12 protein-coding genes are annotated in these 16,832 nt (G+C 54.9%); 4 read left to right on the top strand and 8 right to left on the bottom strand.

The window, feature by feature from the left end; translation table 11 throughout:
* Positions 1-137: 137 nt before the first annotated feature.
* From CWI75_RS07500 to dbpA, 3 genes are all read left to right on the top strand, one after another.
* A complete protein-coding gene (locus tag CWI75_RS07500) occupies positions 138-1,622 on the top strand; it encodes an alkyl sulfatase dimerization domain-containing protein (RefSeq protein ID WP_101520846.1) in 1,485 nt (494 codons plus the stop codon).
* A 79-nt stretch (positions 1,623-1,701) separates the two neighbouring features.
* Entirely contained in the window at positions 1,702-3,597 is a 1,896-nt protein-coding gene (locus CWI75_RS07495; protein WP_101520845.1) for a DUF3604 domain-containing protein, read from the top strand.
* Positions 3,598-3,638: 41 nt separating this feature from the next.
* Positions 3,639-5,018, top strand: coding sequence for an ATP-dependent RNA helicase DbpA (gene dbpA / locus CWI75_RS07490; RefSeq protein WP_101520844.1), 1,380 nt, complete (start codon positions 3,639-3,641; stop codon positions 5,016-5,018).
* A 72-nt stretch (positions 5,019-5,090) separates the two neighbouring features.
* Here the strand turns inward: dbpA and CWI75_RS07485 are convergent, their stop codons facing one another.
* The 6 genes from CWI75_RS07485 to CWI75_RS07460 all read right to left on the bottom strand — a co-directional run bounded on the left by CWI75_RS07485 (position 5,091) and on the right by CWI75_RS07460 (position 11,780).
* Positions 5,091-5,855 (bottom strand): nuclease-related domain-containing protein, encoded by a 765-nt coding sequence (locus CWI75_RS07485; RefSeq protein ID WP_101520843.1) that lies wholly within the window; start codon positions 5,853-5,855, stop codon positions 5,091-5,093.
* A gap of 156 nt (positions 5,856-6,011) precedes the next feature.
* The gene (locus CWI75_RS07480) at positions 6,012-6,716 is read right to left on the bottom strand and encodes an HNH endonuclease (protein ID WP_101520842.1); all 705 of its coding nucleotides are present in this window, start codon (positions 6,714-6,716) and stop codon (positions 6,012-6,014) included.
* A gap of 281 nt (positions 6,717-6,997) precedes the next feature.
* The gene (locus CWI75_RS07475) at positions 6,998-7,531 is read right to left on the bottom strand and encodes a hypothetical protein (protein ID WP_146003559.1); all 534 of its coding nucleotides are present in this window, start codon (positions 7,529-7,531) and stop codon (positions 6,998-7,000) included.
* A 7-nt stretch (positions 7,532-7,538) separates the two neighbouring features.
* Positions 7,539-8,567, bottom strand: coding sequence for a hypothetical protein (locus CWI75_RS07470; RefSeq protein ID WP_101520840.1), 1,029 nt, complete (start codon positions 8,565-8,567; stop codon positions 7,539-7,541).
* 67 nt (positions 8,568-8,634) lie between these two features.
* Entirely contained in the window at positions 8,635-10,941 is a 2,307-nt protein-coding gene (locus tag CWI75_RS07465; RefSeq protein ID WP_206604661.1) for an AAA family ATPase, read from the bottom strand.
* 371 nt (positions 10,942-11,312) lie between these two features.
* Positions 11,313-11,780, bottom strand: coding sequence for a hypothetical protein (locus CWI75_RS07460; RefSeq protein ID WP_101520839.1), 468 nt, complete (start codon positions 11,778-11,780; stop codon positions 11,313-11,315).
* A gap of 725 nt (positions 11,781-12,505) precedes the next feature.
* On the opposite strand from CWI75_RS07460, the gene CWI75_RS07450 reads away from it, so the two are divergent.
* Positions 12,506-13,168, top strand: coding sequence for an SOS response-associated peptidase (locus CWI75_RS07450; protein ID WP_101520837.1), 663 nt, complete (start codon positions 12,506-12,508; stop codon positions 13,166-13,168).
* Positions 13,169-13,282: 114 nt separating this feature from the next.
* Here CWI75_RS07450 and CWI75_RS07445 read toward each other — a convergent pair whose 3' ends face one another.
* Both CWI75_RS07445 and CWI75_RS07440 read right to left on the bottom strand, forming a co-directional pair.
* On the bottom strand, positions 13,283-14,827 hold the full coding sequence (locus tag CWI75_RS07445; RefSeq protein WP_162300017.1) for a GTPase family protein: 1,545 nt from the start codon (positions 14,825-14,827) through the stop codon (positions 13,283-13,285).
* Between the two features lies 1 nt (position 14,828).
* On the bottom strand, positions 14,829-16,565 hold the full coding sequence (locus tag CWI75_RS07440; RefSeq protein ID WP_162300016.1) for a YcjF family protein: 1,737 nt from the start codon (positions 16,563-16,565) through the stop codon (positions 14,829-14,831).
* Positions 16,566-16,832: the final 267 nt, after the last annotated feature.

Raw genomic sequence — 16,832 nt, 5'->3', positions numbered from 1 at the left:
TGATTGAATCAATTGATTTAATAATGTCTAATTCAGCGTCGCCTTGCCTGCACACCGACACCGGAAATGACTCGCCCGCTGCCCGCACCAATGCGTTGAAATCGAGCTGTTTTTAACACCAACCAGGAACCCGAACCATGAAGACGAACCACCACCCGCACTCGGGCTTTTTCCGGCCCGCTGTTGCCATGGCACTGCTCGCCGGACTGATGACGAGCACCAGTATCCACGCGAATACGGCGCCGGAACCGCAGGCGAAGCCCGAGACTGTGCAGCGTTTCGAGTTACGCGATGAAGTCATGCGCGAGCACGGCCATATAGTGCGGGCAATGCTGGCCAGCGAGCACGCGGGCTTCGGCGGCGATGTCTCCTACGCTATTGCCAACCGCATGGCCAGCCGCACTGACCCGGCGGCAATCGCGGATGCCCGCGACAAGCTGCGGGTGGAAACCCACGGGGACGGCACCTGGTTCCTGCGCCTGCCATGGGTGAACATCGCCGTGTTTGAAACCAGCGAGGGGCTAGTGCTGGTGGATACCGGTTACGCGCCCGCGGGCCCCGCGCTGGTGGACACCCTGCGCCAACTCAGTGACAAGCCGGTGCACACCATCATCTACAGCCACCACCACCTGGACCACGCCTACGGCACCTGGGCGCTGATTGAAGCCGGTGAATCCCCCCGCATTATTGCCGAGGAGCGTTTCCTGCAGGAAATGGGGCTGGATATCCGCCTGGCGGATTACGCCAACGCCCAACTCAACAGCCAGGACCCGCGCGATGTACCCCGCAGCTGGGACGATGTCTACGCGCCCACGGAAACCTTCCGCGACCACACCACGCTGACCATCGGCGGCGAGGACTTCGTGCTGAACCATGCCCGCGGTGAAACCGCTGACCATGTCTGGGTGCATGTGCCCTCCCGCGATGTGGTGGTGACCGGCGACCTGCACCAGCCGTTCCTGCCCAATGCGGGCAACGGCAAGCGCCGCCAGCGCTACGTGCAGGAATGGGCGGATGCCCTGCGGGAAATGGCCGCGCTGGAGCCCGGGCTCCTGCTGCCCATGCACGGCCCGGCAATGACCGAGGCCGCCGAAATACAGAACAAGCTGGATGTTGTGGCCAGCGCTTTCGAAGCCATCAGCAGCCAGGTCATTGACGGCCTCAATGCCGGCATGCGCCAGGACCAGGTGGTGGCCTCCGTCACCCTCCCCGCCGAACTGCAGAACCATCCGCAGCTGGACACCTATTACAATACGGTGGCGGACATCGCCAGAATGGTGGTGCGTGAATACAGTGGCTGGTGGGACGGCATTCCCTCGCACTGGGCCCCGGCATCACGCCAGCAGCAGGGCCGGGTTATCATGGAGCTTGCCGGGGGCGTCGACGGGCTGGTGGAACACGCCCGGGAGCTGCTGGACACCGACCCTGTGCTCGCCAGCCACCTGGCCGACTGGGCGCTCCATACCGAGCCGGACAATGCGGCGGTGCTGCAACTGGGCATCGACACCTACTCGCGCCGCATCCAGCCCGGCCTGCCGCTGCAGGAGATCAATGTGTACCTCTCGCACCTGGTGGAATTGAAATGGCGGCTCCAGGCTTTGCAACAAACAGCTTTGCAATAAACAGCGTAGTATCTATACCCTCCTGATTACCTCGCCCCAGAGGTACAGTGCACTCACCAGCCCCGGGAAGATTACCGTCATGAAATTCGCCCTCAACGCTATCGCCCTGGCCGCGATAATCACGCTGCTCAACGGCTGCAGCGAACAGGATCCCGGCCAGCAGCAAAACACCACCCAGGCAGCGACCACTGACTCCTGGCAGGAGCCGGCGCCGTGGCTTGACGTTAGCGTGCACAGGGACCCGCTGAAACAGGCCTATTTTGGCGAGCTGCACGTCCACACCATGAACTCCCCGGATGCGTTCATGCTCAATGTCCGCAACACGCCGCGGGATGCCTACCGCTTCGCGCGCGGGGAAGCGATTGAACACGCCACCGGCGCACGGCTGCAGCTCAGCCAGCCTTTGGACTTCATCGCGGTCACCGATCACTCGGAATACATGGGCATACTGCCGCGCATGCTGGACCCCGACAGCGAGCTCGGCAAACTGGCCCTCGCCCGCCAGCTGCGCTCGGACAATCCCGAGCAGAGCCAGCCCGCGCTGCTGGAGATACTGATGACCATGGGCGCCGGTAAACCCCTGCCGGAACTGGTGGACCCGAAGCTGCGCCACGCCATCTGGCAGGAGTACGTGCGGGTGGCGGACCAGTTCTACCAGCCCGGGGAGTTCACCACCCTGGTGGGCTACGAGTGGACCTCCTCGGGCGCCATGAGCGGAATCAACCTGCATCGCAACGTGCTGTTCCGGGGTAACGAGGTGCCGGCGCAACCCTTCTCCAGCTTCGACAGTGTAGAGCCCCGGCAACTGTGGACGTGGATGGACCAGCAGCGCGAGCAGGGCATTGAGTCCATGGCGATCCCCCACAACTCGAACCTCAGCGACGGCCTGATGTTCCCCGCCACGGAAGCGCTGGGCGGCGAACCGCTGGATGCCGGCTACGCCGAGCTGAGGCAGCGCAATGAACCGCTGGCGGAGATCGCCCAGATCAAGGGCACTTCGGAAACCCATCCCCTGCTGTCGCCGAATGACGAATGGGCCAGCTTCGAGATCCTGGAAGACCTGCTGGGAGGCACCGGCACGGTAGGTAAAGCGGCCGGGAGTTATATTCGCGACGCCTGGTTAACCGGCCTGCTGCTGGAAGAAAACCAGGGCTTCAACCCCTACCGCTTCGGGGTGATCGCCGCCACCGACAGTCACAACGCGGCGTCCCAGGCCGAGGAAGACAACTACCACGGCAAGATAGGCACCGCCGACGGCACCCCCGAGAGCCGGCGCAAAGGCAGTTTCATCAACAAGCAACACATCAAGTACAGTGCATCCGGGCTGGCCGGCGTATGGGCCGAGAGCAATACCCGCGAGGACATATACGATGCGCTGGCACGCCGCGAGGCCTTCGGCACCACCGGCCCCCGTATCGGCGTGCGCTTTTTCGGCGGCTGGAACTGGCCCGACGATGTGCTGGAACACCACGACTGGGTAATGCGCGCCTACCAGGATGGCGTGCCCATGGGCAGTGAACTGCCCATCGCATCCTCACCCGAACAGGCACCCGCCTTCCTGGTCTGGGCCGCCAAGGACCCCGCAAGTGCCTGGCTGCAACGCATCCAGATCATCAAGGGCTGGGTGGAGGATGGCGAAAAGCGCGAGCAGGTTTACGACGTTGCCTGCGCCGACGGCCTGCGGCCCGACCCGGACACCCATCGCTGCCCGGACAACGGCGCCGGCGTTGACCTGGCCACCTGCGACTTCGACCGCGAGAAGGGCGACGTCCAGCTGGGCACCGCCTGGCGCGACCCCGACTTCTCCGCAAGCCAGCGCGCGTTCTACTACGTGCGGGTGCTGGAGAACCCCACCTGTCGCTGGAGCACCTGGGACAGCCTGCGCAATAGGCTGCCGTTATCACCGGATGTTCCCCCCACCCTGCAGGAACGCGCGTATACTTCGCCCATCTGGTACCGCCCTCACCAGGGCTGAACCCACGCAACGCGCAAACACCCGCATTAAAGGACAGCACCTTGACCACGCAATTTGATTCCCTGGGCCTGCAGGCAGGCCTGCTGGCCAACCTGGCAACACTGGGTTACCACAGCATGACCCCCATCCAGGCCAAAAGCCTGCCGCCCATCCTGGCCGGCCAGGATGTGATCGGCCAGGGCAAGACCGGCTCCGGCAAGACCGCGGCCTTCGGCCTGGGCCTGCTGCACAAACTCAATGTAAAGCACTACGCCATCCAGGCCCTGGTGCTGTGCCCCACCCGGGAACTGGCGGACCAGGTGGCCAAGGAAATCCGCCGCCTGGCCCGGGGCGTGGAAAACGTCAAGGTATTAACCCTGTGCGGCGGCATGCCCCTGGGTCCGCAGATCGGCTCGCTGGAACACGGCGCGCATATCATCGTGGGCACCCCCGGGCGCATTGAAGAACACCTGGGCAAGGGCACGCTCAAGCTCGAACACGTGAACACCCTGGTGCTGGACGAGGCGGACCGCATGCTGGACATGGGCTTCCAGCCCTCGCTGGACGCCATCCTCGAACACGTACCCGCCCATCGCCAGACCCTGCTGTTCAGCGCCACCTTCCCCGGCCGCATCCAGGCCATCGCCGGGCGGGTTATGCAGGACCCGGTGCGGGTAGAGGTGGAATCCATCCACGACAACGCCAGCATCGAGCAGGTATTCCACAAGGTGGACGACGCGGACCGCATGAAAGCCCTGCGCCTGCTGTTGCTGCAACACCGGCCCGAGTCCGCGGTGATCTTCTGCAACACCCGCGCCGAGTGCCAGGACGTGGCCGGCGAACTGCAACGCCACGGCTTCAGCGTACTCGCCCTGCACGGTGACCTGGAACAAAAAGACCGCGACCAGACCCTGGTGCGCTTCGCCAGCAAGAGTGTTTCCGTACTGGTAGCCACCGACGTGGCCGCCCGCGGGCTGGACATCGACGCCCTGGATGCGGTGATCAACTTCCACATCCCCCGGGACCTGGAAGTACACGTACACCGCATCGGCCGCACCGGCCGCGCCGGCAGCAAGGGCATTGCCTGCACCCTGTACAGCGACAAAGAAAGCCACAAGGTGCCCCAGCTTGAAAAACTGCTGAACCAGAAAATAGAACCCGCCCCCCTGCCGCCAATGAACCTGCTCACCAAGCCCGGCTACAAACCGCCCATGGTGACCCTGCAGGTAGACGGCGGCAAGAAACAGAAAGTACGCCCCGGCGACATCCTCGGCGCCCTCACCGGCGACGACGGCATCGCCGGCAGCGATGTGGGCAAGATCCAGGTGAACGACAACTGGTCGTTTGTGGCGGTGCGCCGCAGTGAGGCGAATACGGCGCTGGCGAAGCTTGGGCAGGGGAAGATGAAGGGGCGGAATTTCAGGGTAAGGGTTTTGGGGTAGTTTTATTGACGCTGTACTCCAGATTTGGCTGAGCACTGAGAGACCGCTCGCCAGAAAAGCTGATGCGTTTTCTCACATCCCCTGGATGTATTTAGTGAGGTGATAGGAACAGAGGTGGACATCTTCGGGAGTTAGCGTTTCCCGGCTATTATTAATAAACGCAGGCAAAACCTTTGGATTCAAAACCCACACCTTGCTCGACTTCGCTTCAGCCGTTGGTTGTATGAACCATCCGGGATAGACCAAAACTGGCCGCACAGATAAAACACGCCCGGTTGATTCCTTCAACAGTTCCGCTAACCAACGGCTTCCAGCCGCTACTTGCGCAACACCATTTCTGTCCATTTCTTTCCCGTTTTTAAGAACGCGCTCACCATCGAAAACTAACTTCGCTTCGCCCCGATCAGGTTTAGACCATGTCTTTGTTTCAACAACATAAATTCCCGAACGATGAATGACCACATGGTCGAGATTAAATTTATCACCGGGGATGTCATGGAAAACTTTGGCGCCATGCTCACGAAGCCGCTCTAAAAACTGCCCAACCGCCTTCTCGCCAGCAAGGCCCAGCTTCAGGTTCTTTATATGGCGCCAGGACTTAGCAACTCTCCATGCCGAGTAAGAGGCTAGTAGAAACGCAAAGCCTGTCATGACTTTCGGCGAAGGCGGTATTTGCGCATACCAGCGCCACCACTCCATACCAGCGAGAACTGTCACAACAATCGTTGTAACAACCCAGTACAGGATTCCATCGTACAGAACGTCCTGCAACTCCAGCTCTAGGGACTCGCCGGGATTGCGAAGAGGTTTAGATGTTAGCGGTGATTTTGTCTTCATCCTTGATTCCTAGCGTTGGACGTGTGTCGTTAATTCACTGTCGGTATTACCTATCACCTGAATTTATCAACATAACTCCCACACGACCAACCCGCCTAAAATTTCATCCGCTAAAAATGTAATTAAACGAGAATATTCGACATAGTCCATCTACATCTATCGTCCTTTGAAGACAACATCACGATGATAAGTCAAATAATCGTGGTGTTGTTTGGCCAAGCGGGCTCTCAGCTGGCCATGGACTCCCAAAGTCTCAAAGCCTTCCAATTCTCTCGAAATACAAATGGCGCCTGATTTCTCGAAGCTGATATAGCCCAGATCGAAAATTTTATCCAGATTAGGCAACAAAAGTAGTCCATTGAAAGGGTCCAGCCGCTCCTCATTATTAGATCTCGACCATGGCTTGATATGAGAAGCAACTAGGAAACGCGTATCCCGATATCCGGTTACGGCACATCCATTCCAATGCTCTATAAGCCTACTACGAAACTTACCTTGCCCAAGCCGAGTGTTGGCTAATGTCGCTCTCTCAGTCTCCGTAAGCGTTGAATCGGCAAAAATCTTGTTAATATCGAGCGCAATATGTTCCTGCGTGACATCGGCGAGGTATTCAGCATATGTATTAAGCGCTGCGCTATACATACCCTTGCCTACCGTATTTCTTGCGTCGAAGATAGCCAGCTGTCTAATACCTAGCCTTACAGAATCAAACGCTTCAACGCTTTTGATCTCTTGTAGCGACTGGTGGACCAAACCCGCCTTTGCTGCCCAAGTCGACATAACACCAAATATAGCTCCAGAGTAGCTTTTTGCCGTTTTGGCAGACTTACCGATAGACACTAGCCAATCTTCGAAATGCATATTTCTATTTGCCCTTGTGAACTATCGCGCATTTAGCGTCCAGGCCTAATCTTCTTTATTCAGTCGTTTTAGAACCGTCCGTAGGCCTGGGCTAGAACCGACATTAACAGACTCATCGTTAGATTGAGGTGCCCATCTGAGTGAAGTTCATTGTCCGATAGCAGTGCCCCGTTATACGTGATTTGTTCCTCTCCACATTTCCGCTTGGTGCCAGGAGCGGACATTAACGCTCTGCTCAGTGGGAGCGAAAAGCAAGCGACGCTTTTTGGTGCCCACGAGAGCTATTTATTGGAGCCCTGGCGCTTGGTTGTTCCGGAGAACATTCGCTTTACAACCGCACTCTTTGCGCTCTCTTTGTCTATATGCTTTTTCACAATATTTCCTGGCGCTAGAGTTAGAATCAATGCCCACAACTGAAGTAATGTTAAGACAGATAAAAGTGAGAACGACAATCCTCTAAGAACGCGTTTGTGTGTTGCGAAATAATCTATCGTTTTTGAAAACTCCACCAATGGAAAAATAACAAGAACTGCGGCTATTACCGCCGTCGAGATTAAAATTGGAGAGAAAAGCAGCATAATGGTGCCTTTTTCTTGGTCAGGAATCTTGCCTCCGTCACTCCCAAAAATCTTTTTCAAGCTTTCCGGATGCAAAATAGCAAGCCAAGCACCCATTACACCAAAAATTATTGCAGATGTATTTCGTAAGCCCTCAAACAATGGCATTTGCCTAGACATTGCGATTTCTTGACCTTGCAATAATGCCGCTAACGCTACACTTGCAACCAATAAGTATTTTAATATCTTGAGCCTCATAAGGACCTTACCCAACAAGCCCTAATATAATGTTTCTCCTTTCATTCAACGCGTTAAGTAGTGATTGAGCATCAACGATCTCGTCATTATCTCTTTCTACGTCCAGTTCATATTCTGATTTGGCCACAGAATGGGAAAGCCAACGAGTTTCGCTGTCACCTGACAACTTAAAACCAATATCATCCCATTTAGATTCATGATTTTCGTCCCACTCGTCGACCATTGCATCGAATTGCTCAGTGGTCGGATTAAAGGGGATTTCATACTTAATCTTTACGTCAGCTGTTAGCTCCCTATCTTCTTGGCTAACCCCAAGTCCCTCAAGCATTCTCTGCCATACATTACGATGCGAGGCAACCTGGGGGCTTAGCCTGTTTTTTCTTATTATTTTTGTTACAGATTCGATAGTGTTTCGCAGAGCTTCTATCTGACCTGGTTTCTTGTAAAGAAATGATTTGAAATTGGGCCTTAAATGCTGGATGTCATCACCGTTAGTTGAATACCCTAGAATTTCAGCGCCACCATCATTCTCTTCAACCACAGCATATGATGTGAATTTCGCACAATATTCCCTCAAATACCTTTCTAGATTCGATTTTCCAACGAGAAGTGTGTGGTGAAATCTAATTGCGGCAAAAACATTTTTTTCAGGAATAAACCAAAAATATGTAGCATATCCAGGAATAGACCCCTCAGGAAGGTCAGTAAAACTGACTTCGGCATCGCCTACCGGTTGTTCACCATTCACGGTAACCACTCTCCCGTCATTCGTCGGAGTTTCATTCCATGTGACCAATACGAAATCGCCAGTTTTTTGGGTTCTCTTGATGTCGAAGCAAAATGTCCTATACGTATCTTCCCCGTCTTCTAACTCATAAGTGCAAGTTTCACCAAGAGATTTTCCATTGCCAGATACCCAGCCGTATAATTGATTGAGTATGTCTCCAATTTCGCCGTATTCTGGAGCGCTTTCACCATATTTGTAGTAGCCACACTTGGCAATATGGTAAAACTGGACTTTCACGTTCTCGATCATCTTGTTCCCTTTCTTTAAACCCTAACTGAGCACACTCACGCCACACCAGCGGCGTCCGATGGATGTTTTATGCCGTTCGCTTCGCGTATTCTTCACGCCAGCTCTTCAATGAAGTCATGTCGGCCAAAAGATCGTCTGGCTTCGGCAGCTCCACAGGTGATTCTGATGGCTGCGAGTGTTCAAACCCGGAGTATTTGGTCATGAGCGAATCCATGAGATTACAATCCACCGCCTTCAATTTGGCCAGATCCTTAAGCTTCAACGTATGGACCGGTCGTTGAAATCTTTGAACCACCCCGCACAACAGGTCATTTTCAATAGAGCGCTCCACCAACGACCTAAAGTCGCTGCATATCGACTTCAGCAATATTTCGGCATATTCAAATTCGCTGTTCTCACCTGCCTTCTTTGCATCTTGATACCGCTGATTCATGAGTGTGTTCAGAGCGAATTTTATGTCACTCTGTGAAAGTGGAATGGGGGCTGGCTCTCCGGTACCCCAGTCCGCAGAACGGATGCTGACCACATTGGGCTTGATGCTCTTTTTCGCGGCAAAATGTCTGACCGTTCCCAGCAAGGACAGACGGTGAGTAAAGACAATGACCTGTTTATCCTGAGACAACTCGATAAGCCTTTGAACCACGGCCTCTTCATAGCTTTGGTCAAGCGAGGATATTGGGTCGTCGAATACAAATGGGGCGTGGCTGCTCTTGCCGGTGACGTCAGCCAAAAATGCCGCTATCGAAACGATCCGATTTTCTCCCTCGCTCAGAACATCGCCGAGCCCATTCTGAGAAGCCTCTCGAAGCTGAAGCTTATGTAGGACGCGGCCCTTTGAGACTTTTGATTTCACGAGTTCAACTTTCACCTGAGACGCGCCCAGGGCCTTGAGCTCCGCATCGAACCTTTGCACGAACGCATCCGTGATCAAGATTTCTGCCAGCTCTCCCTTCTTCTGGGACAGGGCTTTGGTGTTGGTCGACTTCTTGGCTTTCTGAATCTGAATCAATAGCTTCAACCGCGTGATTTCTTCATCGATGGCGTCGCGGTGCTCAGACAACCACTTTCTGGCCTGCAGGCTGTTTAGCTTTTTCTTAATCTCCTCTCGATTGCTGCTCTCGGCATCTTCGTCATATTTCACCGCAAGTTCACTGAGGCTTTTGGACTGTGCGGTAGTTTCATCGATCCATTTCGGCGAGAGCAGAGGATCGGGAATCGCTTCTTCGGAATCGATCCAAGCCAGTTGGTGTTTCCTGGTCTGCAATTGAGCAAAGAAATCCGTCACCTGGTTGGCGACTTCATCCTGCGGAATGCCGGCCGCATCAATACGCGTCCTCAACGTTTCCGATGTAGGCAGGGCGTCAATAGTTTGACTGACGATTTCGTATTCATTGGCTGCATCCATGGCAGTTTTCTGCATTTCGCCCTTCACGAAATATTCGAAGGAGACCAACCGCTCCTTGGCCTCCTGGGTCAAGTTCTGGTGGCACAGGACACAACGGGAATCATTAGAAACATTCGGGTACTCGGCGTCTTTGTAGGCAGCCGATACGGAGTAGTTTCGGGCCGCTTCCCAAAGTTCTTTCCAAACATTAGACCCGATGCCTTCCAACTCGCCGCCGGAGAATACTTTTTCCGCCGCCGTAGCTGCCGCGGTATTCTTGAGGATCGACTTCTTCTTGGCCGCAATGACCCGCCGGCAATTCTCGTCCGATAATTGCTCCAGATACTTTCGGGCATCCTCGACCAGCGTGTCGATATGCTGTTTCTGCTTCCTCAGCTGTTTCGCTTTTTCCGCCGGCGCCTGCTCGGCAAGCCGCTGCTGCAGCGTTTGCATCTCAGTCTCGTCAGAACTGCTAAATATACAGTGCTTGCCGATGTCGCGGGTGGAGGTCTTGGCGCTGATCGCTTCGTACCAGATACCTTCAGGAGTTACCTTCCTGTCAGTCGGGATATTCGGCTTCTTTGACTGGTGCCGGTTGGCCCCGACGTCCAGGGCCGATGCGACCTTTTCGCATGCGAGGATGAGCGAGCTGAAGAACGATAGAACTGGCGGCTCGTAGCTCACCTCGTCTTCGCTGCTGACAAACACCTTGCCAAAGGAGGTGTCGAAAATGTCAACACTGCTGAGGTCATCGCAGATCCCTTTTCCTGACCAGGCATGATTCTTCGGAATACCATCCTGCTCAAACGAAATGCAGGCGCTCTGTACGGACGAGCCAGTCTCATAGACATTGCGGTGAAGTGTACCCGTCTCGCGGGCACCGCATACATGCTTGAGGAGTCTTACGTAACCGGATTTTCCTGACCCGTTGGTGCCATAAACAATCGTGATATTACCCTTACCAAACTCAAGTGGTTTTTTTCGGAGCAAGAGCGTTTATTCCTTCTACATCACTGATTGAGCACAAACGCAGGGTGCCTGCTGCGCCCCGGGAAAAAGCAGTAGCGGGAAAGGAACAAGTCGTTTTGGGCAACGTTCCGTCGGCTTCCTGCTGACACAGAGTTGCGAGCTCAGTAACGTCTTTATCAGTTAGCTCGGACTGCTGAAGCAGCCTAGTTGCCGCAATCTGGATCCACTGGGGACGCTCTGAAAACCATTTGGTCAGCGTACTTTTCCTATTATTCATGCTTATATGCTTCTCTACCTAGTACTACCAGTCCTTAAATTTGTACATCGAACGCTTCAAGCAGGGGCCGGCGTTAACCGGCCCCTGCTTGAAGCGTCCTTGCTGCCTTGACTTGTTAAACTGCGCAAACATAAAAATACCCACCAACCAAGACACCTACAATAAAGCTGGTTTGCGATAAATAGCTGGCGTATTTGTTAACATTTCCCGCTACGTTAGAGCCCTTTGTATCGAGTTTGGTATCGTTTAGGCCAAAACTGCGACCCAGTATGCGCTCAAGCACATCTGATGTTGCTTCATACAAACATGCATATGTAGAGAGTAGAGCTCTCACCTCCACGGTGCTACTAATGATTCCTAGCGCAAAAAGTAGCAACGGGTAAACCGCCCAACCGCCCGCATTACTAGCACCCATATAGCCTAATACCGCCACCGCACCTCCGGCATTAGAGATAAAGTTATGCTGAGTAAGACGCCAACTGCTCTCAATAAATTTAACCTGCAACTCCCTCTGAGTCTCAAGGGCATGTTCTCTTATAGCTTCCTGATTTTCTGAGGGGAGCTGTCCGTCATCCTCTATCATAATACCTCACAAGCAGTGGGCCAAACCTGGCCGTATACGCCATTCCGGTTAATTCGAAAATCTGAGCCAGCAACACCTCTATTTTTACTACAATCAGCACGTTAGCGATTCTCACTCTAAGTCCATCCAAAATAACCGGATGCTCCTGGAAAACACGGCTCATCATTTTTCTTCAATAACATCCCGACCATTTTTTCAATTTCAATAAGTTGCATCAATATTGAATCTGGTATGTGACGCGGTTGGTGAAAAAGCCACTCCCCCACTTTTCTGGACCTCGAATAGCTCCCAAGAGACCTTGTTCTAGATGGCAGCTTTGGGTCGGAACCGGATATTTTTATATTTTTTATAACACCGTAACCGGACACTAAGCACAGTTCCCTACCCGATCCCGGAAAAGACCTGAACAACACGGTATACCACCGTCCCAACCAACGCCAACACACCATGCGATAACGTGACACGGTTCCCAGCTCGCAATGCTATTTCGCCCCAGCGTCACCCCCGCAATTCACCAATAAAACCGGTAAGGAGTCACATAAAACGCTAGGCTCGCTACAAAGACCAAGGGGCCAGGCGCAAAGGTGGAAGTCATCAAGCCCGTTCTTTAGTGCTGAAATCGCTCCATCCCTTCAAAATGCACTCTATGCTTACGAAAGGGACTAAAAGTCACATCGATCATCATCATAAACCCCGCATGCCGGGAACTTGGAGGAACAGATCCCATGTGTGGTCGCTTCGCGCTATTTAGCAGTCCTATCGACCTGAGCAAAAGGCTTCAAATCTCTTCTCCACCTGAATGGAAATGGAAGTCTCACTACAACATTCCGCCGGGAACCGAGATTGTGGGTATTCGTTACAGCGAGAGCGAGGACCAGCCGGTATTCGACCAGCTCTGGTGGGGATATCACCCCCATTGGGCCGACGAGAAGTCTCCCGTGCCTATCAATGCCAAAGCAGAGAACCTCGACAGTAGCCCCTATTTCCGTGGTTCCTTCCGCCACCACCGCTGCCTGATTCCCGCCGATGGTTGGTTTGAATGGAAGCAATTGGATAAAGGTAAACAGCCCTATTTCTTCGCCCGTGAGGATCGAGAACCTTTATTCATGGCCGGCGTTTGGGTGAACAACCCCGACGATCGGCCTTGTTGCGCAATCATTACGGAGCCGGCCAGAGGCAAAGCCAGGGATGTTCATCCTCGAATGCCGCTGGTACTCGATGATAGCTGCCTTGAGGCCTGGTTGGATCCGAAGCTTCAGGAGAAAGAAATTCTTCGTGAGACCATCGAAAGGCTTGATCCGGACGCCTTCACCTGCTGGCAGGTATCCACCAAGGTCAACCGCACCGATAACGACAAAGCCGAACTGATTGAACCCTTGAGATCCTGAATTTTATGATAGAAACATCCAGGGTTTTATTCCCATGAACTTCCTTATACGTTCATCCTCTCGCCCTGGGTGATGTCGCTACGAGGCGCGGCGCAATGAAGCACCGTTTGACTGTCACTCGCCGGAATTAGACTGGCTAGACTCCTCATCCCTCCCCTGCACTTCTTTACCACTAAACCCTAACTTCAACGCTGCCAGACTCCCCACTCCAAGTCGCCGCAATTCCTCCGATGAACTCTCATACAGCGACGGCTGGCTCATCCTGATCCTGTTCAACCGGGTATTGATTGCACGCTCATAGAGATTCGTCAGCGCGGCCCGCAAACCGGAGACTCCCAACTGGGGCTCCTTCAGGGAGACCGGGCAAAACACGTCGAAAGCCACCGATTTCCTGCAAGCATCCGCGAGAGGAGCCGTAACCTCCAGCAGGTTGTCCTCCCGTACATTGGAGAACGCCGGAATGCTGTCAATATGAGTGGCAACCGCCATGATCGCGGGCCGCTGCCGCTCTGGAGCATCCTCGAGCGACTTGTTGAAGGTCCTATACAACTCCTGGTCGATGCTGCGAGCCGGTTGATTGGCCCGCATGACCCAGACAACGAGGTCAGCGTTCATCAGGCGCTGTGCCGTCTTTTGTACGGAGGCCTTGCCCGATTCCACGCCGGGTGTATCTACGATACGCGTGTCCAGGCCGTCTTCAATGGCAAATTGATAGACAGACTCACTCTCCGTGATGGGAATAAGGCCCGATTCGGCCTTGATCTCCTCAAGCAGTGCGTTCACCAGCGTCGACTTGCCGGAGCTCACCTGGCCGACAACCAGAATCCTTACCGGCCCGACTTCCTTTGCCAGCCGGTCAAGGTCTCGCTGGATGTCCTGCTGGACAGGCAATTCGTTCAGTGCCCTTTTGAAGTTACCCGAGTAAAGATCAATGGCGACATTGGCGACTTCCTGAAGGTAGGCGCGCTTCAGGTTATACAATAAGGTCTCTTTGGCATTCTCGCCGATGCCCCCCAAAACCAATGAGCTCAATTCTGCGATCAGGCCCTGCGGAGTGAAAATGCGGTAGGCGCGATAAGCCTGGTAGGCCTGGTAGGAACGCTGGATCTTTTTCCCATGTGCCCCGTACAAGTCCAGCAATGCAAGAACCTGGGACAATTTGATTTTATTGGACAAGGGCACATTTTTAATCACGACCGAGCGATACCGGGAAGCCAGGGTCTCTATAGCCAGCAAGGCCTCTGGCAATGCGACGGAGTACTCGATGTGCTTGCCGGACCGGTGCCACGCAGAGGCGACCTGACGCAGGACGCTCAGGGAATGGGGGAGCAGCGCTTCCGGTTTGTCATCCTCGGCCAGCAGGCCCTCAATATGCAGGCAGGCCTCTTGCCATGCCTGTTGCTGGAGAGTACCCCAGGACGGGTTGGCCTCAACCATGTCGATAATGTCTTGCGCTGGCGCACCGGGCCGGCGGGTAGCGCGCAAATACCATGCTGCTACGCCCAGAAGAAGCAACAACACACAGGCTGCGGCGACCATGCTCCCGATATGGATACCTTCTGCGTAGAAGCTCAACATCCCCTGAACCACAAACAGGGACATCACCGGCAACGTCACCAGTGCTATCAGTATTGGCCATCGCAGCAGGAGGCTGCGCATCTTATTTGGCTTCATTGGTTTCAACGCCCAGATTTTCCCGACGCAGCGCGCGCTCATAAACTTGCTTCAGCTCTTCACGATCCACCTCGGCGCCGTTGCGCTTTTGGTACATGTAGTAACAGGCCCCACGACCGAGCGCAAAGGTAAGCCCAAAGGAGAGGGATACCGCCGTAGCCTGGCCGACCGTCTGGCCCCACACCGGGATCAGTCGCCCCAGCTGCGTGACCAGGGCGCGGGTGCCATAAGCCAGGGTGAAACCCGCGCCCAGGCTGCCCAGGAATTCCATTACTTCCTGTTTGCCCCAGGTGAGGCCATAGGCTTCCGCCAACTGGTAAAGCATCTTCAACTGAATGCTGGGTACCGCGATCAGGCCGACTCCGGGCACGAAATCCGCAGATGCGGCCGCACCCGCGTGCCACAGTATCCGGGTGCGCTGTGCCAGATAAATCTGCTCTTCGTGGGTTGCGACAACCGTCTGGCGCAGGAAAATCTCGGCGGACGGCATGAGCTCTGCAAGCAACTCCCTCAGCTTGTCGACATTGGCCCGGCTGGGGAAATCCACGAACACATGGGGCACGGGCTGCTTCATTTTTTGGGTCAGCGCAGTGTGAAGATGCGCCACGGCCCGCTCCGCCTCGGCCGGGTCAAGCCCGGCATGGGAAGCCGTATAAACGGCAATCAAGTGCTTTCGGGAGGCCTTGTCCAGCCGGGTGAGCACATCCATCACCGAGGACTGTTCCGGGTCATCAACCTTCATCACCACAATAATGGCATGGGCCTGGCTGCTCGCCTCCACCACGTCCGCATCAGCGACATAGCCGGTCTCATCTAGTCCACGGGTATCCAGGAACTCGATAATGGGCTGTTCAGCGGGAAACTGGTAACGGGTAAGCCCGCCTGTGCAGGGCTCAAAGCCATTGCCGATCTCTACCGAACTCTGCCCGGTGATTTCCGCCACCAGCGAACTCTTCCCCGCCCCGGTCTTGCCCAGCAACCAGACCCGGGGAACATGCTCTTGCAAATAGTCCTCAAGCTTTTCCAGATTGACGTCGGCTTCACTATTGATGGCCTGGTCCAGGAGGTTGCGATAGGTGTCCAGGGTCAGCCATTGCCCAAAACGTTTCTCACCTTTCTCATCTTTATCTTCCTCTACCGTGCCCGGACCCAGGAGATTCATGGCCTCCTGCACAGGAAGGTCGCCACTGGTTACCGCAGACATCAAGCGCTCGGCCCGCTCGGGGTCGATATCACACCCCTCAACAGACTTCCTTAGTGCCGCGACAAAGACATAATAAGCGTCCTTATACTGGATCTCGAACTGCTGTATCGGCACATCCTCTGCGACTGCCAGGTCATCCTCGTTCCCGCGACCCAGCCTGGCTTTCAGGCGCTGCAGGAGTGTCGGCCGGGTCTGGTCCGCCGATTCGCCATTGCGAATCATACAGGTGGCCCCATAAGCCAGAGCACTACCCGGAAGACGCGCGCCGATCACCCACCCGTCGGGTGTTGTGGCGACGAATACGCCCGCAAAATCGCCTGCCAGCGTACTTGACCCAAGGATTGTGGTCATGCCCGTCGCAGTGGCAGTAGTCCCGGACGCTGCCACATCGCCAGCAACGCCGAGCTCGGTATTCACGAGGTCACCCGCCAGCCCGATTTTGTCAGGGCGGGCTTCCTCAAGACGGCGCAGCGCCGCTACCAGCTCCCGGCGCTCAGTATCTACGACTTTATCAGGCACTGGGAGCTCCGGTCGCATTGTAAATCAGTGCATCGGTCTGGGTTAATCTGTGACATTCGAGTGCCTCCATCAGTATCTTAATTATCATTCATGGGGGCGATCTGTGCTTGTTAAAATCCATCGCGGTCTCAGCTGAAAATCCACGTTCCGCATCAATTTATGGCTATCCGATTGAACAAAAAATGCTCAAAGACGTTTCCGCGGAGACGTTTTATGGTTATAAACAGCGCGAGCTTATAACACCTGTGCCGCCAGCACACGCGCTGC

It is taken from the genome of Kineobactrum sediminis, assembly GCF_002868715.1.
In the GTDB taxonomy this organism is placed as follows: domain Bacteria; phylum Pseudomonadota; class Gammaproteobacteria; order Pseudomonadales; family Halieaceae; genus Kineobactrum; species Kineobactrum sediminis.
Note: the sequence above shows the minus strand (reverse complement) of the source record. Positions and strands in the feature narration are given on the sequence as shown.

Bases quoted from the DNA above. Each gene is read 5' to 3' on its own strand.
- CWI75_RS07500 (WP_101520846.1), top strand. From the start codon at position 138: ATGAAGACGAACCACCACCCGCACTCGGGCTTTTTCCGGCCCGCTGTT.
- CWI75_RS07495 (WP_101520845.1), top strand. From the start codon at position 1,702: ATGAAATTCGCCCTCAACGCTATCGCCCTGGCCGCGATAATCACGCTG.
- CWI75_RS07485 (WP_101520843.1), bottom strand. From the start codon at position 5,855: ATGAAGACAAAATCACCGCTAACATCTAAACCTCTTCGCAATCCCGGC.
- CWI75_RS07480 (WP_101520842.1), bottom strand. From the start codon at position 6,716: ATGCATTTCGAAGATTGGCTAGTGTCTATCGGTAAGTCTGCCAAAACG.
- CWI75_RS07475 (WP_146003559.1), bottom strand. From the start codon at position 7,531: ATGAGGCTCAAGATATTAAAATACTTATTGGTTGCAAGTGTAGCGTTA.
- CWI75_RS07470 (WP_101520840.1), bottom strand. From the start codon at position 8,567: ATGATCGAGAACGTGAAAGTCCAGTTTTACCATATTGCCAAGTGTGGC.
- CWI75_RS07460 (WP_101520839.1), bottom strand. From the start codon at position 11,780: ATGATAGAGGATGACGGACAGCTCCCCTCAGAAAATCAGGAAGCTATA.
- CWI75_RS07450 (WP_101520837.1), top strand. From the start codon at position 12,506: ATGTGTGGTCGCTTCGCGCTATTTAGCAGTCCTATCGACCTGAGCAAA.
- CWI75_RS07445 (WP_162300017.1), bottom strand. From the start codon at position 14,827: ATGCGCAGCCTCCTGCTGCGATGGCCAATACTGATAGCACTGGTGACG.